This is a genomic window from Spirillospora sp. CA-128828, from assembly GCF_050945415.1.
Classification (GTDB): domain Bacteria; phylum Actinomycetota; class Actinomycetes; order Streptosporangiales; family Streptosporangiaceae; genus Spirillospora.
Genome location: NZ_CP191986.1, coordinates 5,927,762 through 5,944,474, shown reverse-complemented (window position 1 = coordinate 5,944,474; position 16,713 = coordinate 5,927,762). Strand labels below are relative to the sequence as shown.

Annotated in this window: 18 protein-coding genes; 8 read left to right on the top strand and 10 right to left on the bottom strand. The window is 71.5% G+C overall.

Annotation, left to right across the window (positions count from 1 at the left end; translation table 11 throughout):
* Nucleotides 1-96: 96 nt before the first annotated feature.
* Nucleotides 97-1,254 (top strand): ROK family protein, encoded by a 1,158-nt coding sequence (locus ACQPXG_RS28935; RefSeq protein WP_433462275.1) that lies wholly within the window; start codon nt 97-99, stop codon nt 1,252-1,254.
* Nucleotides 1,255-1,257: 3 nt separating this feature from the next.
* On the opposite strand, the gene ACQPXG_RS28930 is transcribed toward ACQPXG_RS28935, so the two are convergent.
* Nucleotides 1,258-1,605 carry an STAS domain-containing protein gene (locus ACQPXG_RS28930; protein WP_433462274.1) on the bottom strand — a complete coding sequence of 116 codons (348 nt, stop codon included), beginning with the start codon at nt 1,603-1,605 and terminating at the stop codon, nt 1,258-1,260.
* Nucleotides 1,606-1,985: 380 nt separating this feature from the next.
* On the opposite strand from ACQPXG_RS28930, the gene ACQPXG_RS28925 reads away from it, so the two are divergent.
* The gene (locus ACQPXG_RS28925; RefSeq protein WP_433462273.1) at nt 1,986-2,264 is read left to right on the top strand and encodes a sulfurtransferase TusA family protein; all 279 of its coding nucleotides are present in this window, start codon (nt 1,986-1,988) and stop codon (nt 2,262-2,264) included.
* A gap of 33 nt (nt 2,265-2,297) precedes the next feature.
* Here the strand turns inward: ACQPXG_RS28925 and ACQPXG_RS28920 are convergent, their stop codons facing one another.
* The gene (locus ACQPXG_RS28920; protein ID WP_433462272.1) at nt 2,298-2,912 is read right to left on the bottom strand and encodes an FMN-binding negative transcriptional regulator; all 615 of its coding nucleotides are present in this window, start codon (nt 2,910-2,912) and stop codon (nt 2,298-2,300) included.
* A gap of 54 nt (nt 2,913-2,966) precedes the next feature.
* Between ACQPXG_RS28920 and ACQPXG_RS28915 the strand changes: the two genes are divergently transcribed.
* The gene (locus tag ACQPXG_RS28915) at nt 2,967-3,920 is read left to right on the top strand and encodes a DNA polymerase domain-containing protein (RefSeq protein ID WP_433462271.1); all 954 of its coding nucleotides are present in this window, start codon (nt 2,967-2,969) and stop codon (nt 3,918-3,920) included.
* 90 nt (nt 3,921-4,010) lie between these two features.
* Here the strand turns inward: ACQPXG_RS28915 and ACQPXG_RS28910 are convergent, their stop codons facing one another.
* From ACQPXG_RS28910 to ACQPXG_RS28900, 3 genes are all read right to left on the bottom strand, one after another.
* Entirely contained in the window at nt 4,011-5,225 is a 1,215-nt protein-coding gene (locus ACQPXG_RS28910) for a cytochrome P450 family protein (protein ID WP_433462270.1), read from the bottom strand.
* A gap of 140 nt (nt 5,226-5,365) precedes the next feature.
* Nucleotides 5,366-6,628, bottom strand: a complete 1,263-nt coding sequence (locus ACQPXG_RS28905; RefSeq protein WP_433462269.1) for a pyridoxal phosphate-dependent aminotransferase — start codon at nt 6,626-6,628, stop codon at nt 5,366-5,368.
* A gap of 109 nt (nt 6,629-6,737) precedes the next feature.
* A complete protein-coding gene (locus ACQPXG_RS28900; protein ID WP_433462268.1) occupies nt 6,738-7,586 on the bottom strand; it encodes a PaaX family transcriptional regulator in 849 nt (282 codons plus the stop codon).
* A gap of 147 nt (nt 7,587-7,733) precedes the next feature.
* Between ACQPXG_RS28900 and ACQPXG_RS28895 the strand changes: the two genes are divergently transcribed.
* The 4 genes from ACQPXG_RS28895 (at nt 7,734) to ACQPXG_RS28880 (ending at nt 10,897) form a co-directional block, all read left to right on the top strand.
* Nucleotides 7,734-8,639 (top strand): SDR family NAD(P)-dependent oxidoreductase, encoded by a 906-nt coding sequence (locus ACQPXG_RS28895; RefSeq protein WP_433462267.1) that lies wholly within the window; start codon nt 7,734-7,736, stop codon nt 8,637-8,639.
* Entirely contained in the window at nt 8,636-9,529 is an 894-nt protein-coding gene (locus ACQPXG_RS28890) for an amidohydrolase family protein (protein ID WP_433462266.1), read from the top strand. The genes ACQPXG_RS28895 and ACQPXG_RS28890 overlap by 4 nt, the downstream gene beginning before the upstream one ends.
* Nucleotides 9,526-9,978 carry a MaoC family dehydratase gene (locus ACQPXG_RS28885; protein WP_433462265.1) on the top strand — a complete coding sequence of 151 codons (453 nt, stop codon included), beginning with the start codon at nt 9,526-9,528 and terminating at the stop codon, nt 9,976-9,978. The genes ACQPXG_RS28890 and ACQPXG_RS28885 overlap by 4 nt, the downstream gene beginning before the upstream one ends.
* A 109-nt stretch (nt 9,979-10,087) precedes the next feature.
* On the top strand, nt 10,088-10,897 hold the full coding sequence (locus tag ACQPXG_RS28880) for an IclR family transcriptional regulator domain-containing protein (protein WP_433462264.1): 810 nt from the start codon (nt 10,088-10,090) through the stop codon (nt 10,895-10,897).
* Here the strand turns inward: ACQPXG_RS28880 and ACQPXG_RS28875 are convergent.
* Genes ACQPXG_RS28875 through ACQPXG_RS28855 form a run of 5 tightly spaced genes read right to left on the bottom strand, consistent with a single transcriptional unit; the run spans nt 10,875 to nt 15,043 of the window.
* Nucleotides 10,875-11,840, bottom strand: coding sequence for a quinone oxidoreductase family protein (locus ACQPXG_RS28875; protein WP_433462263.1), 966 nt, complete (start codon nt 11,838-11,840; stop codon nt 10,875-10,877). The two genes, ACQPXG_RS28880 and ACQPXG_RS28875, sit on opposite strands and share 23 nt — an antisense overlap.
* Nucleotides 11,841-11,844: 4 nt before the next feature.
* The gene (locus tag ACQPXG_RS28870) at nt 11,845-12,207 is read right to left on the bottom strand and encodes a hypothetical protein (RefSeq protein ID WP_433462262.1); all 363 of its coding nucleotides are present in this window, start codon (nt 12,205-12,207) and stop codon (nt 11,845-11,847) included.
* The gene (locus ACQPXG_RS28865; RefSeq protein ID WP_433462261.1) at nt 12,204-13,067 is read right to left on the bottom strand and encodes an extradiol ring-cleavage dioxygenase; all 864 of its coding nucleotides are present in this window, start codon (nt 13,065-13,067) and stop codon (nt 12,204-12,206) included. The genes ACQPXG_RS28870 and ACQPXG_RS28865 overlap by 4 nt, the downstream gene beginning before the upstream one ends.
* Nucleotides 13,060-13,878, bottom strand: a complete 819-nt coding sequence (locus ACQPXG_RS28860; RefSeq protein ID WP_433462260.1) for a citryl-CoA lyase — start codon at nt 13,876-13,878, stop codon at nt 13,060-13,062. Before ACQPXG_RS28860 ends, ACQPXG_RS28865 begins: the two co-directional genes overlap by 8 nt.
* Entirely contained in the window at nt 13,871-15,043 is a 1,173-nt protein-coding gene (locus ACQPXG_RS28855) for a CaiB/BaiF CoA transferase family protein (protein ID WP_433462259.1), read from the bottom strand. Before ACQPXG_RS28855 ends, ACQPXG_RS28860 begins: the two co-directional genes overlap by 8 nt.
* Before the next feature lie 197 nt (nt 15,044-15,240).
* Between ACQPXG_RS28855 and ACQPXG_RS28850 the strand changes: the two genes are divergently transcribed.
* Nucleotides 15,241-16,674, top strand: a complete 1,434-nt coding sequence (locus ACQPXG_RS28850) for an amidohydrolase family protein (RefSeq protein WP_433462258.1) — start codon at nt 15,241-15,243, stop codon at nt 16,672-16,674.
* Nucleotides 16,675-16,713 lie beyond the last annotated feature (39 nt).

Here is a 16,713-nt window from a genome sequence, read left to right as displayed (position 1 = left end):
TTCCTTCGAAATCGAAGTCAACGAGGACGATAGAACGTCAAATCGACGTAAGTCAACGCGTTGCTGGACCAAGTTCGCGCATGCTATCTATCTGGGGTGCGTAACAGCAGGGATGACGGATCGGCGGCACTCGTGCGGCTGGTGGCGACCGGGCAGGCGGAGTCGCGGGCCGAGCTCGCCCGGCTGTCCGGCCTCGCCGCCTCCAGCGTCTCGCTGCGGGTCGAGCAGCTCATCGAGGCCGGCCTGTTCGCTGAGGAAGGCGCCGGGGCCTCGCGCGGGGGCCGACGGCCCCGCCGCCTACGCCTCGCCCGCGCGGCGGGCGTGTTCCTGGTCGCCGACCTCGGCGCGCACCACGCCCGCCTCGCCGTCGTCGACCTCGCCGGCACGCCTCTCGCGCTGGCCGACCTCGCGTGCGACATCGCGGTGGGGCCTCGGGAGACGCTGACCACGGTCATCGGCAGTCTGCGCGCGCTCGCGCGCGACCACGGGCTGCACGACGTCCCCGTCCGCGGCATCGGGATCGGCCTGCCCGGGCCGGTCGACCCGGCGACGGGCCAGGTCGTCTCGCCCTCGCGGATGCCCGGCTGGAACGACTTTCCCGTCCGCGACTTCGTGACCGAGCACGCGGGCGTCCCGGCCCTGGTCGAGAACGACGCCAACCTCATGGCCGTCGGGGAGCACCGCGGGTCATGGCCGTCCCTGGACAACGTCATGGTCATCAAGGTCGGCAGCGGCATCGGCTGCGGCGTCATCGTGGACGGCCGGCTGCACCGCGGCCGCGGCGCGGCGGGCGACATCAGCCATGTCCGGATCCTGTCCGACGCCACCGTCGACTGCTCGTGCGGTCACCCCGACTGCCTGGAGGCCCACGCCAGCGGTGCCGCGCTCGCTGCGGCCCTCGCCGCGCAGGGCATCGAGGCCGGCAGCCCGTCGGAGATCGTCGACCTCGTCACCGACGGCGTCCCGCAGGCGACCAGCGCGGTGCGCACCGCCGGGCGCCTCATCGGGGACGTGCTGACCGCCCTGGTGAACTTCTTCAACCCCGACGCCCTGGTCATCGGCGGCAGCCTGTCCAACGCCGAACCGCTCGTCGCGACGATCCGGGGCGTCATCTACGAGCGCTGCCTGCCGCTCGCCACCCGCAACCTGGAGATCGCCACGTCCCGCTCGGGCCGCGACGCCAGCATCCTCGGCGCGGGCCACCTGCTCCTCGGCGAGTCGGATCGGTGGATCGACCGCGTGCTGGAGCGCTGAGCGCTACGGCGCGGCCGCCGCCAGCGCCTCCCGGGCGGTCGCCACGTCGGGCGCGATCGCCACCCGGCGCTGCAGCCCGGCCACCTCCGACACGCGGCGGACGATCCCGCGCGGCGGCAGCACCACCCACATCGGCACGCCCAGTTCGGTCGCCCGCATCTGGGAGTGCGTGATCACGTTCAGCCCGTTGGAGTCGCAGAAGGTGCAGCCGGTCAGGTCGAGGATCAGGGCCGGGATCCCGGAGTCGAGAAGGCCGACGGCCTGAGCGAGGATCGCGTCGCCGTTGCTCAGATCGACCTCGGCCGGGAACGTCAGCGTCCCGCAGGTCTCCGTGCACTCCACTCGTCCCATTCCGAGATCCATGACTCGCCCCAAAGCCGTTTTCCTCATCTGGATGACAACGGGGGTTACTTCACTGCGACTGTAAGCTCCAAAGCTGGACGAAACCTGAAAGAAAGAGTCAAGTCTAGGACCTCCCTCCCCCATATCCCCGACGATCCCGTTCACTTGCGATTGATCCTGTTTTGTCACGTTTTGACGGCCCGCTCGTCCGGCTCCCGGACCCGCGTCTGACACAGCCGGGTCAAGGCTTGCGTGCGAGTAAAGCCATCACCAGGACGGCCCGCCCCCGGCGACATCGCGCGCCGTCTTGGACTGACTACAGCCGTTGTCACACCAAACGCTTATATTTCCCCAAGCAGGCTGCAAGCGTTACGGAACCGGGGGTGGCAATGAGCACGGACCCAGTGATCATCGACGGGGGTGACCGCTCCTGCGTGCGCCTGCTGCTGGAACTGCGCGGCCACATTGCCGATCTGACCGCCGGCACCGTCATCCACCTGATCGCCAGCGATCCGGCGGCCCCGATCGATCTGCCCGCGTGGTGCCACCTGACCGGCCACATCTATCTGGGCCCGGTGGAAGCCGCCACCCCCACCTACGCGCTCCAGGTCGCGGCCGATCCCCGCCCGACCGCCCCAGAGTCCCCCTGGCGACCCCGCTCGGCCTGACCGGCGCCGCCCACCGTCCAGCGGGGGTTACGCCTACGCGTCGCGGACGGCCTCGGCCATCGCAGTGTCGCCCTCTGCCAGGTAGCCCTCGACCACGCCTTCGCGGTCGGCCTCCGGACGGTTCTGGCTCATCTTCGCCTTCGCCTCGATCCTGGTGATGACCAGTTCGAGGCCCACGATCGCCCGCAGCTGGCCGTCGATGAAGGCCGGCGGGGCGTCGTCCACCGACCAGGAGGGGGCCCGCCGCTTCTCGTGATGATCGGTCAGGCGGCGGACCATCGACCCGACCCAGGCCGGGTCGTCGTGAACGACGAGGCGGCCGTAGACGTGCGCGGTCAGGTAGTTCCACGTCGGCACGACCCGTCCGTGCTCGCGCTTGGACGCGTACCAGGACGGCGTCACGTACGCGTCCGGCCCATGGACGATGAACAGCGACTCCCCGGCGGCGGGTTCGCTCCACTGATCGTTGTTGCGCGCCACATGCGCCAGCAGCGCGCCGTGCTCGCCCACCGACGGGTCGAACAGGACGGGCAGGAACGTCGCGACGAGCCCGCGCGGCGTGCTGGTGACGAGGTCGGCCGCGCCGCAGCCGGCCAGCAGCTCCCTGACCTCGGCATCGTCCGCGGAGAAATGCGCTGGAACGAACATGGACGCGACGTTACCCGAGGGGCGTTTGTCCTTGCCGCGTGCGATGGTGGTGAGGTGAGCGCCGATGAGGAGCGTGACGGGGTTCGGCTGACGAACCTCGACCAGCCCCTGTTCGAGGGGGCGGACGCGACGAAACGCGATCTGGTCGACTACCTGGACGCCGTCGCCGGACGCATCGTCCCGCGGCTCGCGGGCCGTCCGCTGTCGGTCAAACGCGTCCTGCGCGGCCAGAAGCCGTTCATGCAGAAGAACATCCCCAAGTACACGCCGTCGTGGGTGCGGACGGTGACGATGTGGGCGGAGTCGTCACAGCGCGAGGTGTCCTACGCGCTGTGCGACGACCGGCGCACGCTGCTGTGGTTCGCGAACCAGCGCGCCGTCGAGTACCACCCGCCCCTGGTTCGCGCCGAGGCGTGGGACAGGCCCACCCACATGGTCATGGACATCGACCCGCCGGAACCGGACGCGTTCGGTGTCGCGGTCGACGCCGCCCGCCTCGTCCGCCGGGCGATGGAGGACTCGGGGCTGCGGGGCGCCGTCAAGACCAGCGGCGCCAAGGGCGTGCACGTATTCGTGCCCCTGGACGGCGGGACGTCCATCGAGGACGTCGCCGCCGCCACGCGTGCCCTGGCCGTGCGCGCCGAACGTCTCGACCCCGGCCTGGTCACGACGGCGTTCATCCGCGAGGACCGGGGCGGCAAGGTGTTCCTCGACTCGACCCGCGCCGGCGGCGCCACCGTCGTCGCCGCCTACAGCCCGCGGATCCGTCCCGGTACGCCGGTCTCCTTCCCCGTGCCGTGGGACGATCTCGACCGCGTCACGCCGTCCGACTTCACGATCCGCACGGCCACCGCCCTCCTGGCCGACCGCGATCCCTGGGCGGATCTGCTGCCGGAGCCGCAGCCGGTTCCCGCCGATCTGATCGAGCAGGGCCACACGATCCCCATCGCCCGGGTCCAGGCGATGCACGAGGGTAAACGCCGGGCGAGGGCCCGCCGGAACACGTGAATCCGCCCGTCCGGGACGAATGAATGTTGCGTCGGGCCGTCCGTTTCCCCGGCTTTTCGCGGCCGGGGCGGGGAAACGGACGGCGCCGGCTCAGGAATTGAGGTTGACCGGCAGTGCCCGGTGACCGTTGGAGATGAACGACTCGACCGGGCGCAGCTCCATCGGATCGACGGCGAGTGACATCTCCGGGAAGCGCTCGAAGAGCGCGGGCAGTGACACCTCGGCCTCCATCCGCGCGAGATGCGACCCCACGCAGAAGTGCACGCCGTGCCCGAAGGAGATGTGCTCCTTGTTCGCGCGCGTGATGTCGAACAGGTCGGCGTCCTCGCCGTGCAGGGAAAGGTCGCGTCCCGCCGCGGCGTAGGCCGCGAGAATCGCCTCGCCCTTGCCGATCGTGACGCCGTCGACGTCGATGTCCTCCACGGCGTAGCGGAGCGGCAGGTTCGCGACGGGCGCCTGCCAGCGCAGGGCCTCCTCGATCACCTCGCTCCACGGCACCTCGCCCGACCGGACGAGCGCGCGCTGCTCCGGGTGCGTCAGCAGCGCCGTGATGGCCTGGTCGAGCAGGTTCACCGTCGTCTCGTGCCCGGCGGAGATCATCAGGATCAGCGTGTCGACCAGCTCGTCCTCGCTCAGCCGCGACCCGTCCTCGTCCCGGGAGGAGATGAGGACGCCGGCCAGGTCGTCGGCGGGCTCCCGGCGCCGGAACGCGACGAACTCCTGCAGGATGCCGTACATCTCGGTCTGGTTGGCGACGGACTCCTCGGGCGTCAGCGCCGTGTTGAAGATGCCGTCGACGCAGCGCCGCAGGGCCGGCCGGCTCTCCTGCGGGACGCCGAACAGGCGGCAGATCACCTCGATCGGCAGCGGGTAGGCGAACGCCTCGCGCAGGTCGGCGGACCCGCCGGGGGACGCCGCCAGCCCGTCCAGGAGGGAGCGGGTGATCTCCTCGACGTCCGGCCTGAGGGCCTCGGTGCGGCGCGGGGTGAAGGCCCGCGAGATGATGTTGCGGAGCCGCCGGTGGTCGTCGCCGTAGGCGGTGAACATGTTCCGCACAGAGACCCACAGGCGCAGCGGCCAGTCCTCCGCGATCTCACCGTTGATGTACGAGGTCCAGTGCAGATTCGGATTCTTCGACACCCGGGGGTCGGCCAGCAGCCGTTTGAGCTGCTCCTGGCCGGTCACCGCCCACGCGACGACTCCGCCGGGCAGTTCCACGGGAGTCACCGGCCCCCTTTCCCGCAGTTTCGCGGCCTCTCCCTGGACGTCGTTGCCGGCCGGGTCGATGACGAGCGGGTTCTCCATTGAGGACCTTTCCAGGATCGCGGGTCGGAGCGCCGTCGGAGGCGGCTCCGGATGAGCAACCCTGCCAACGTACGGCGCGCCGTGTCCGCGCCGCCAGATCACCCCGGCGACTTACCCGGCTACCCCTTTTCGGCCTTTCCTTAAATGGCCGCGCGGAAATCCTCGGGACGTGTCTCGGCATGCAGTGTGTCGGGGAAGTGGCTCAGGTCCGGCTCGCTTCCGGTGACCGCGCTCTCGCCCCATCTGTGACCTGGGGACACCACGTTGTCGGGCGCGGGCTCGGCGGGGGCCCCGTACAGGTAGGAGCCGAGCCCGATCAGCAGCCGCTGGACGTCCGTCTGCGGCCGGACGACGAGCCGCAGGAACTGGCTCGTCGAGCCCAGCTTGTTGCCGCACTCGCGGACGAACACCCCGTGGTGGGCGATCAGATGGTCGCGCAGCCCGACGCCGTCCTTGCCGTCCGGCAGCTTGACCATCACGAAGTTGCCCTGGGACGGGAAGACCTTGAGCCCCGGCAGCGCCGCGAGCTGCTGGGACATCAGCAGCCGGTCGCGGGCCAGCAGCCGCAGGCTCTCCCGGTACTCGGCGCCGTGCTCGCGCAGCAGGAACACGACGACCTCGGCGAAGGAGTTGAGGTTCCACTTCGGCAGCGCCGCCCGGACGGTCTGCGCCAGCGCCGGGTTGGCGACCATGTAGCCGAACCGGATGCCGTGCAGGCCGAAGTTCTTCCCGAGGCTCTTCAGCACGATGACGTTCGGCCGGATGCGGGCCTCGTCGGCGACGCTGGTGTGCGCCTCGGCGTCCACGAAGTCCAGGAACGACTCGTCCACCACGACCAGGTCCAGGTCGATGAGGCAGTCGAGCAGCCGGACGATCTCGCGCCGCGGGACGTACCCGCCGTCGGGGTTGTTGGGATTGCAGACCACCGCGACCCGCGATCCGCGCGCCCGGACGAACTGCACGAACGCGTCCACGTCGAATTCGAAGCCGCGCAGCTCGTGAAGCTGGAACATGTCGACCCGCTTGCCGGTCTCCATCGGCTGGTCCGTCCACCGGCCGAACGTCGGGATCGGCGTGGCGAGGCTCTCCCGGACCAGCAGGCGGTCGATCCAGGTGATCAGCTCGGTCGACCCGTTGCCCATCACGACCGTCTGCGGGTTGTGCCCGAGCGTGGCGCACAGCTCGGCGGTGATCGTGTCGGCGTCGCTCGGGTAGTACTTCAGGATGTGCTCCAGGGAGCCCGCCAGCTGGGTGAACATCCCCGGCGTCGGGAAGTACGGGTTGCACGGGATGCAGAAGTCGACCAGGTCCTGACGCCCGGCCGAGGCCCGCTGGAGGGCGAAGAAGGACGGACTGTGCGCGTTCTTGCGCAGCAGGCCCGGATCGATCGAGTCCGTTGACACGGATGTGCTCCTCGCGCAGGGGACGCCCGCCGCGCCGGAGGGCGGACGACGTCTTCCGGTGGGGGTGTGGCCCGTCGCCCCAGGGGTACGCGCCGGATCCGACCCGGGTTCAGCGGCGCCCGGTGTCGTCGCGGAGGAGCCTGCGGAGGTGTTCGGTCGCGTCGGGTTCGAGCGTGCCGAACCGTTCCCGGTACAGGGCGGTGGACCCGGCCGCCGGCCAGTCGTCCGGCAGGTGCTCGGCGGGCAGGCCGGGGTCGGTGCGCAGCAGCTGCAGCCAGTCGGCGCCGAGCAGGGTCAGCCGGGTCAGCGGACGTCCGTGCCGCTCCCGGTCCGGTGTCCAGGTGGCGAGGAACGATTCGTGCTCGGCGCGGATCGCCGCCACGTCCCACGCGCGGTGCAGCAGCCGCGGCACGTCGGTGCCCTCCACCGGGACGGAGTAGAACGCGTCGGCCAGGTCCGCGAACCCGGCGAACTCCGGCCCGGCGAAGATCGCGTCGATGTCGACCCGGCCGGGCGCGATCCACAGCCCGTCCCGCAGCCCGCCGAAGCCCGCCCAGATCAGCCGGGCGCGGATCTGGTGGCGCAGGTCGCGGCGGCTCTCCGGCATGGAGTAGCTGAGCAGCGTCCACTCGCCGCCCGGGTGGGTGAACGGCGCCGGCGAGTCGACCCGGGGGGTGGCCTCGCGGAGCAGGTCCTCGGCCCACGGGGTGAGCGAGAACCGCGCCGTGCGTCCCTCCCGGGTGCGGGCGAGGAGCCCCTTGCGGGTCATCCGCGCGAGCGTGGCGCGGGCCGCCGCCTCCGCCACCCCGAGGTCGTCCAGCAGGTTCAGGAAGACCCGCGAGCTGATCGGCGGGTATCCGCGGTCGAGGACGAGCGATCCGAGAAAGCTGAACAGCAGCTGCTGCGGCGCCCGCCGGCGCTGCCGTGTGCCGGGGGACGCGTCCTGCTCGGCGGTCATGCCCGTCCTTCCCGTGGTCGTCACCGGTGGCCATCACACCATGCCGCGGCGCCGCCCGGCCGGGACCCAGCTTATTCGATTAAATCTTGACGCGCGACAGATCAGAATCTAACTTCGGAGGGGAAGGACCGGATCGGGAAGGTGCCAATGGAGCTGAACGGGAAGGTGGCGGTGGTCACCGGAGCAGGGCGCGGCCTCGGCCTCGCCTACGCCGGGGAACTCGCCCGCGCCGGCGCGGCCGTCGTGGTCAACGACGTGGACGCCGCCACCGCCGAGGCCGCCGCGAAGCGGATCGGCGACGCGGGCGGGCGGGCCGTCGCGCACGCCGCCGCGATCGGCACGTCCGAGGCGGCGGACGGCCTGGTCGCCCGGGCCGTGGCGGAGTTCGGCCGGCTCGACGTGATGGTGACCAACGCCGGCGTCCTGCGCGACCGGGTGCTGTGGAAGATGACCGACGACGACTTCGACACCGTCGTCGGAGTCCATCTGAAGGGCACCTTCACCTGCGCCCGCGCGGCGGCGGTGCGGTTCCGCGAGCAGGGCGAGGGCGGCCGGCTCATCCTGGTCGGCTCCCCGGCCGGGCAGCGCGGCAACTTCGGCCAGACGAACTACTCGGCGGCCAAGGCCGGGATCATCGGCTTCGTCCGCACCTGGGCGATGGAACTGGCGCGCGCGAACGTGACGGTGAACGCGATCGTCCCGGTCGCCGCGACCGCGATGACCGAGACGATCCCCGCGCTCGCCCCGTACGTGGAGGCGATGCGGGAGGGACGGGAGATGCCGCCGTTCGCCCGCCGCGCCCTCGCCTTCGGCACGCCCGAGGACGCCGCCGGGCTCGTGGCGTTCCTCGCCTCGGACGCCGCGGCCGGCATCACCGGGCAGGCCGTCGGCGTCGGCGGCGACCGGCTCTCGCTGTGGACGCATCCGACCCAGGCCGTCGCCGCCTACCGGGACGGCGGCTGGGGCTCCGCCGACATCGCCGACGCCTGGCCGACGGTCTTCGCCGAGCACGAGCAGAGCGTGGGGGAGAACCTGCCGGAGGCGTCCCGATGAGCGGCCTCGACCTGGACGCCGTGGAGGCCGTCGACGTCCACGTCCACGTGGAGTCGGACCTGCACGGGCATCTCTCACTGCCGGACGAGTTCATGGAGGCGTCCGCGAAGTACTTCGGCTCGGACGCCGACCGCACTCCCACGATCGACGAGATCGCGGCCTACTACCGCGAGCGCCACCTGGCGGCGGTGGTGTTCACCGTCGACATCGAGAACGCCACCGGGCATCCGGCGATCTCGAACGAGGAGATCGCCGACCGGGCCGCCGAGCACTCCGACGTGCTCATCCCCTTCGCGAGCATCGACCCCGCGAAGGGGCGCGCGGGCGCCCGGACGCTCCGCCGCCTGATCGAGGAGCGCGGCGTGCGCGGCGTCAAGTTCCACCCGTCACTGCAGGGCTTCGCGCCCAACGACCGCAGCGCCTACCCGCTGCTGGAGGTCGCGGCCGAGCACGGCGTTCCGGCCCTGTTCCACACCGGGCAGACGGGGATCGGCGCCGGCATGCCGGGCGGCGGAGGGATCCGGCTCGGCCTGTCGAACCCGATGCTGCTGGACGACGTCGCCGTGGACCTCCCCGACCTGACGATCATCATGGCGCACCCGTCGTTCCCCTGGCAGGACGAGGCCCTCGCCGTCGCCACGCACAAGCCGAACGTCTACATCGACCTGTCCGGCTGGTCGCCCAAGTACTTCCCGCCGCAGCTCGTCCGGTACGCCAACAGCCTGCTCCAGGACAAGGTGCTGTTCGGCTCCGACTACCCGGTCATCACCCCGGACCGGTGGCGGGAGGACTTCGCCAAACTGGAGATCAAGCCGGCCGTCCGGCCCAAGATCCTCAAGGACAACGCCGTGCGGGCCCTTCGCCTGCGCGGTGACAAGGAGAAGGCATGAGCACGACCGTCGCGTTCGCGGACCTGAAGAGCCTGGCGGGCGGCTCGCTCGGCACCAGCCGCTGGCTGGAGGTGGACCAGGCCCGCATCGGCACCTTCGCCGACGCCACCGGCGACCACCAGTGGATCCACGTCGACCCCGAGCGGGCCAAGGCCGGCCCCTTCGGCGGCCCGATCGCGCACGGCTACCTGACGCTGTCGCTGGTCATCCCGCTGTGGACGGAGCTGCTCGACGTCACGGGCGTCACGACCAAGGTCAACTACGGCCTGAACAAGGTGCGGTTCCCGGCCCCCGTCCCGGCCGGCTCCCGCATCCGCCTCTCCGGGACGCTCACCGACGTGTCGGACGTCCCCGGCGGCCTCCAGGTCACCGCCGATCTCGTCGTGGAGATCGAGAACGGCGACAAGCCCGCCTGCGTCCTCCAGCCGGTCTTCCGCTTCTACCCCTAGACCCGCAGCGCCGTCCCACAGGGGCCGGGTGCCGCAGAGCGGGCCACGGTCGTCCGGTCAGTTGTCCGTATGATGGACACCCTGATGGACGGCGGCGAGGGGATGATCGATGCCACGGGAAGGCACCGGACCTGATTTCATCGAGGCGCTGGCCCGGGGCCTCGACGTCATCACCGCCTTCGAGGCGCGGCGTCCGGTGATGTCGCTAGCGCAGGTGGCGGAGGCGACCGGCCTGGCCCGGCCGACCGCCCGCCGCATCCTGCTCACACTGCGGGAGCTCGGCTACGTGCGGGTGGACGACGGCGGCTACGCGCTCACCCCGCGGGTCCTGGACCTCGGCGTCGCCTACGTCCGCTCGATGGGCCTGTGGGAGGTCGCGCGCCCGCACATGGAACGGCTCGTGGCCAGGACGAACGAGTCGTGCTCGATCGCGCAGCTCGACGGGTCCGACATCGTCTACGTCGCCCGCGTCGCCGTCCCGAAGATCGTCGCGCTGGCGGTGCAGATCGGCACGCGGTTCCCGGCCCTGCAGACCTCGCTCGGCAAGGTCCAGCTCGCCGCGCTCGACCCGGCGGAGGCCGACCGGATCCTGGCCGAGCCGACCCGCTCCGGCCTGGAGCCGCGCGTGCAGTTCGGCAAGCAGGAGCGGGACGCGGAGCTGCGCGAGGTGCGGGCGCGCGGATGGGCGCTGACGGACGAGCAGCTCGCGCGCGGCATCCGGTCGGTGGCGGCGCCGCTGCGGGACGGCTCAGGCAAGGTCATCGCCGGCATCAACGTCAACACCCATGCCGCCGAGACGCCGGTCGAGCGGCTGCTGGAGGAGTACCTCCCGATGCTCCTGCACACGGCGGGGGAGATCAGCGCCGATTTCGCCCGGCTGGAGACCGTCCCGCAGGTCACCCGGGCGGGCGCGGGGTGAGGACGATCCGCCCCGCCGCCGTCCCCTCGCCCTGACGGCGCCACGCCGCCGCCGCGTCCTCCAGCGGCACGGTCTCGTGCGCGACGGTCAGCCTCCCGGCCGCGGCCTCCGCCGCGACGAACGCGACCGCCGACGCCCGCTGCTCCACCGTCAGCTCGTTGTTGGTGTACCCGAGCAGCCGCAGCGACCTGCCGCGGATGGTGGAGGAGTCGATCGGGCACGTCTCGTCCGCCGAGCTCCCGAGGTTGACCAGCCGCCCGCCGGAACGCAGCGTCCGCGCCGCTGCCGCCGCCGGGGCCCCGAACAGCGGATCGATCACGAGATCGACCGGCCCGTCGGCGGCGTCGGCGAACCGCCGCGCCAGCTCGGCGACGTCCCCGGTGTCGAGCGCGACGACGGCGTCGGCACCGGCCTGCTCCGCCCGTTCCCGCGCGGCTGGGGAACGCGCCGCGCCGACGACCCGCCGCGCGCCCGCCGTCCTGGCGAGCTGGACGGCGGCCTGACCCACCACGCCACCCGCTCCCAGCACCACGACCTGCTCGCCGGCAGCCAGCTCACCGCGCCAGGACAGCGCCATGTGCGCGGCAACGGCCGACAGCCCGAGCGCCGCCAGTTGCACCGGGGCGGCGCCGTCCGGCAGCGCGACGAGGGAATCCTCCGGGACGGCCGCGACCTCGGCCATGCTCCCGTCGCCCGGCGCCATCCCCGCCTGGCTCGGGAACCAGACCGTCCTGCCCTCGACGGTCCCCACGCCCTGCACACCCGGTACGTACGGGGTCGCGGGTGTTCCGAAGTAGGACGTCCCGCTCGCGCACAGTAGATCGAGCGGCGTGATCGGCGCGGCGAGGACGTCCACGAGCACCTCGCCGTCCCCGGGCACGGGCGGCTTACGCTCCGCCACCACCGGTGGTCGGCCCGGCTCCCTGATCTCGGCGGCGCGCATCGGCTCAGGTAGCGATGTCGGGGTAGGGGAGCGAGAAGTGCGAGATCCGCCGCGCGTACTCCAGCTGGAAGCCGAGCGGCTCGTCGTGGTCGCGCTCGAACATCGCGATGAACAGCGTGAGCGTCAGGAACGGGTGCGCGCCCAGCTCGAACAGCTTCGGGTAGTCGTGCCCGGCGAGCGCGGCCCGCTCGGTGTCGTCGAACCGCAGCCAGGTGCTCGACTCGCAGCCGTGGCAGTTGATGATGCGATTGGCCTGCTCCTCCTCCCACCACGCGACGGTCGCCGCCGGCTCCCCCCGGTACCGCTCGACGAGCTCCGGGTCGCGGTCGACGGTGTAGAGGAACTTGTTCAGCAGGTACTTGCTCACTGGCCGGCTCCGTTCGGATACCAGGTGAAGTAGGCCTCCATCGTGTGGAACAGGTCGTAGGTGTCGACGTAGTCGGCCTTCCGGCCCTCGCCCGCGACGCCCATCATCAGCATGAAGTCCATGAACCCGTGGGTGGCGTTGCCGGGCGCGTGCAGGCTGTCGAGCGTCACCTCCGAGAGGCAGCCCTCGATGTCGCCGGACGAGATCCACTCCACGGCCTTCGCGTCGAACTCGGGATCGGGCCCGTGCGGGCCGAACTGGCGCGGCCCGCCCAGTTCCAGCGACAGGTGGCCGGTGCCGATCACCGCGACCCGCCGGTCGTCCGGCCACGACTCGACCAGCTCCCGGATCGTCCGGCCGAGCTGGACGAACCGCTTGGGCCGCGGCAGCGGCGGCGCGAAGATGTTGGTGTAGACGGGGACGATCGGCAGGTCGTTCTGCGGCCGCAGCGTGATGATCGGGCACGTGATCGAGTGGTCGATGCGCAGCTCGTTGGAGAAGGCCAGGTCGAAGCCGGCGTCCAGGCCCTCGCGCAGCAGGTACGCCGACAGGTCCTCCTGCCCTTGGAGCACCATCCTCGGCAGGCCGAACTCGCGTTCCTCGTTGTACCAGTTCGCGTCGTAGAACGGCGCCTTGCCGATGAGGAACTGCGGCATGTTGTCCAGCCACAGCTGGTGGAAGTGGTCGGAGCCGACCATCACCAGGACGTCCGGCCGCGCTTTGGTCAGCGTCTCGCGGAACGCCTCGACCTTGCGGACCCACTCGTCGGCGAAGTCGGGACGGTCCTCGCCGGTCGCCGTGCTGGCGCGGTGGTAGAAGGGGTGGTGGGTCGAAGCGATCACAGCGACCAGTTCAGCCATGACGGTCTCCGGGGGGGTAGGGATCGGGGGCGACGGACCGGTTGTTGAGGTCGACCGACAGGAAGATCTCGTTGCCGACGGGATGGCGCAGCTCCTCGGCGAGCTGCCCGATCAGCCCGGCGGTGCGGGCGAGCAGCGCGAACCCGCGCAGCAGCTCCAGCGGCAGCCCGAGGTCGGCGAGCGCGGCGCCGCACACCCCGGCGCCGTTCAGCGGCAGCGTCCGGCCCAGCACCTCGGGGTGGACACGCCCGATGGCGGCGAACAGCGAGAGGTGCGGCCCGAACAGGCCCTCCTCGGTGGCGATCTCCATGAGCCGCGGCGTGCGCGGGTCGCCGTCCTTGTGCACGTGGTGGCCCAGGCCCGGCACGAACCGCCTGGCCTCTCTCTCGGCCTTGACGGTCTTCAGCGCCAGCGCGTCCCACCCCTCGCCGTCGGCCGGAAGCCCGCCGTCCACCGAGGACAGCACGTCGTGGAGGAAGCGGCCGGTGTCCTCGGTCACGCCGAGGAACCGGGAGCCGCCGCCGAGCAGCCCGGCGGCCAGTGCGCCCTGCACCGAGTCGGGCGCCGACAGGTACGTCAGCCGGGTGACGATCGCCGTCGGGGTGAAGCCGTGGTCGGCGAGCGCGGCGAGGACGGCTTCGAACACCCGCGTCTCCCCGGGCGAGGGGCGCCGCTGCGCCGCCAGCCAGAACGCCAGCTCGCCGAACCCGACCTCGCCCATCACGTCCCGGGCCAGGTCGTGCCCCAGCAGCGTGATGGTCTCCCGGCTGGACGCGCCCAGCGCCGTCGGGTACTCGCGCGGCTCAGCCACGGCCGTCCTCCTCCGGCTCGGACAGCCATTTGCGCAGCTCGGTGCCGTGCTCGTCCAGCTCGGGCGGCGGCAGCCGGTAGTCCACGGGCGTCCGCGAGAAGCGGATCGGATGCCGGGTGGTCGGCACCGCGTGATCCCCCTCGCCGACCACCACGACCGGGTCCAGCTCGAACCGCTCGGCCATCGCGAACCCGCCGTCGATCGTGTTGATCGGCCCGCTCGGCACGCCCGCCTCCACCAGCAGCTCGAACCACTCGACCGCGCCGCGCCGGGCGAGCCGCTCGACCAGGATCGGCCGCAGCTCCGCCCGGTTGGCCGTCCGGTCGGCGTTGGTCGCGAACCGCGGATCGTCCGGGACGTCCGGGATGCCGAGCACCTCGCACAGCCTCCGGAACTGCCCGTCGTTCGCCGCCGTGACGATCAGGTCGTTGTCGGCGGTCGGCAGCGGCTCGTAGGGGAACACGCTCGGGTGCGCGTTGCCCATCCGGTACGGGACGGTGTCGCCGGCGACGTAGGCGGAGCTGTGGTTGACGAGCCCGGTCAGCGCCGACGACAGCAGGTTCACCTCGACGTGCTGGCCCTCGCCGGTCGCGTCCCGGTGCCGCAGCGCCGCCAGGATCCCGATCGCGGCGTGGTTGCCCGCCATCACGTCGAACACCGAGATGCCCGCCCGGTACGGCGGGCCCTCCGGGTCGCCGGTGAGGCTCATCAGCCCGGAGATCGCCTGCACCATCAGGTCGTACCCGGGGACGTGCCGTCCCGCACCCGACCCGAAACCGGTGATCGAGCTGTAGACGATGCCCGGGTTGGCGGCGCGCACCGAGTCGTAGTCGAGCCCGAACCTCGCGAGGCCGCCCGGCTTGAAGTTCTCGATCAGGACGTCCGCGCGGCGCGCCAGCTCCCGCCCGGCCGCCAGGTCGTCCTCGTCCCGCAGGTCCAGCGCGATCGAGCGCTTGCCCCGGTTGACGCCCAGGTAGTAGGTGGACACACCGCCGCGCTCCGGCGGCGTCCACGACCGGGTGTCGTCGCCCTTCGGGCCCTCCACCTTCACCACGTCGGCGCCGAGGTCGGCGAGCAGCATCGTCGCGTAGGGCCCGGCCAGGATGCGGGAGAAGTCCGCCACCAGCACCCCCGACAGCGGTCCGCCGCGCACGGTGTCCGTCATCCGGCCCCCTCGCTCGTCCGTTGGACGGACGTTCGTCCGTCATTCCGATTCTGGCACGGCACCTTCCCGCCCGGTCAACCGGTTGACACCCTGACCACTGGTGACGAGAGTGGGCGACATGCAAGTGTGACCGTAGAACGGACAACAGTCCGTGAATGCTTCCGGCGGTCGTGTCCCGAGGACGAGGAGTGCGAGCGATGAGCGAGTTCGAGCCTGGGCGTCCCCTGGTGCTGCGCGGCGGCACCGTCCTGCCGATGACCGACGGGCGCGAGGTCCTCGACCGCGCCGACGTCCTGGTCGAGGGCGACAGGATCGCCGCGGTCGGCCCCGATCTGCCGGTCCCGGACGGCACCGCCGAGATCGACGCGTCCGGCGGCATCGTCATGCCCGGCATGATCGACACCCACCGGCACATGTGGCAGACCGCGATGCGCGGCTACGGCGCCGACTGGACCCTGACCCAGTACTTCGTCTGGTACTACCTGGAGCACGGCAAGCGGTTCCGCCCCGACGACGTCCACGCCGGGAACGTGCTCGCCGCGCTGGAGGCGCTCGACGCGGGCGTGACCACGGTCGTCGACTGGTCGCACGGCCTGCAGACCCTCGACCACGCGGACACCGCCGTGGACGCGCTCCGCTCGGTGCCGGGACGGTTCGTCCTCGCGTACGGCAACATCCAGGCGCCGCCCGCCGAGTGGACCGGGACGCCCGAGTTCCGCGCCTTCGCCGGCAAGCTCATCGGCGGCGACATGCTCGGCTTCCAGATCGCGTTCGACGTGCTCGGCGACCCGTCCTTCCCGGAGCGGCCCGCCTTCGAGATCGCCCGCGAGCTCGGCGTCCCCGTCACCACCCACGCCGGGGTCTGGGGCGCGACCAGCGACGAGGGCATCAAGCAGATGCACGACCACGGGTTCATGACGCCCGAGACCGTGTACGTGCACGCCGCGTCCCTTTCCGCGGACTCCTACCACCGCATCGCCGCCACCGGCGGCTCCATCTCCGTCTCGACCGAGAGCGAGCAGAGCGCGGGGCAGGGCTACCCGCCCACCTGGGTCCTGCGCACGCACGACATCCCGGTGTCGCTGTCGATGGACACGAGCGTGTGGTGGAGCGGCGACCTGTTCTCCGCCATGCGGACCACGCTCGGCGCCGACCGCTGCCGCATGCACCTGGAGGCGCACAACCAGGGCGACACCGTCACGCACTGCACCCTGCGCGCCGACCAGGTGGTCGAATGGGCCACCCGCGGCGGCGCCCGGACGCTCGGCCGCGACGACCTCGGCAGCCTCGAACCCGGTAAGAAGGCCGACGTCGTGCTGATCAAGAACGACGACTCGCCGGTCTCGTTCCCGGTCCTCAACCCCTACGGGCACGTCGCGTTCCAGGCGCAGCGCGGGGACGTCCACACCGTCGTCGTGAACGGGCGCGTCGTCAAGCACGACCACCGCCTCGTGGGCGTGGACCTCGGCGCCGCCCGCCGCGAGATCGAGGCCACGGTGGAGCACCTGCGCTCCTCGATGGGGGAGGAGGAGTGGCGGAAGGGCATGTACCCCGACGTCCCCGAGACGAAGATCCTCGACAACCCCTACACCTACACCGAGTATCGCAGCGCCTCCACGCACACCCGCTGACCCGGCCTCGGCAAACCGCACGTCCGGATCCGGTAGAGA

Coding starts and splice junctions, on each gene's coding strand:
- ACQPXG_RS28925 (WP_433462273.1), top strand. CDS start 1,986: ATGAGCACGGACCCAGTGATCATCGACGGGGGTGACCGCTCCTGCGTG.
- ACQPXG_RS28900 (WP_433462268.1), bottom strand. CDS start 7,586: ATGACCGCCGAGCAGGACGCGTCCCCCGGCACACGGCAGCGCCGGCGG.
- ACQPXG_RS28920 (WP_433462272.1), bottom strand. CDS start 2,912: ATGTTCGTTCCAGCGCATTTCTCCGCGGACGATGCCGAGGTCAGGGAG.
- ACQPXG_RS28865 (WP_433462261.1), bottom strand. CDS start 13,067: ATGGCTGAACTGGTCGCTGTGATCGCTTCGACCCACCACCCCTTCTAC.
- ACQPXG_RS28880 (WP_433462264.1), top strand. CDS start 10,088: ATGCCACGGGAAGGCACCGGACCTGATTTCATCGAGGCGCTGGCCCGG.
- ACQPXG_RS28910 (WP_433462270.1), bottom strand. CDS start 5,225: ATGGAGAACCCGCTCGTCATCGACCCGGCCGGCAACGACGTCCAGGGA.
- ACQPXG_RS28885 (WP_433462265.1), top strand. CDS start 9,526: ATGAGCACGACCGTCGCGTTCGCGGACCTGAAGAGCCTGGCGGGCGGC.
- ACQPXG_RS28895 (WP_433462267.1), top strand. CDS start 7,734: ATGGAGCTGAACGGGAAGGTGGCGGTGGTCACCGGAGCAGGGCGCGGC.
- ACQPXG_RS28855 (WP_433462259.1), bottom strand. CDS start 15,043: ATGACGGACACCGTGCGCGGCGGACCGCTGTCGGGGGTGCTGGTGGCG.
- ACQPXG_RS28890 (WP_433462266.1), top strand. CDS start 8,636: ATGAGCGGCCTCGACCTGGACGCCGTGGAGGCCGTCGACGTCCACGTC.
- ACQPXG_RS28850 (WP_433462258.1), top strand. CDS start 15,241: ATGAGCGAGTTCGAGCCTGGGCGTCCCCTGGTGCTGCGCGGCGGCACC.
- ACQPXG_RS28930 (WP_433462274.1), bottom strand. CDS start 1,605: ATGGGACGAGTGGAGTGCACGGAGACCTGCGGGACGCTGACGTTCCCG.
- ACQPXG_RS28875 (WP_433462263.1), bottom strand. CDS start 11,840: ATGCGCGCCGCCGAGATCAGGGAGCCGGGCCGACCACCGGTGGTGGCG.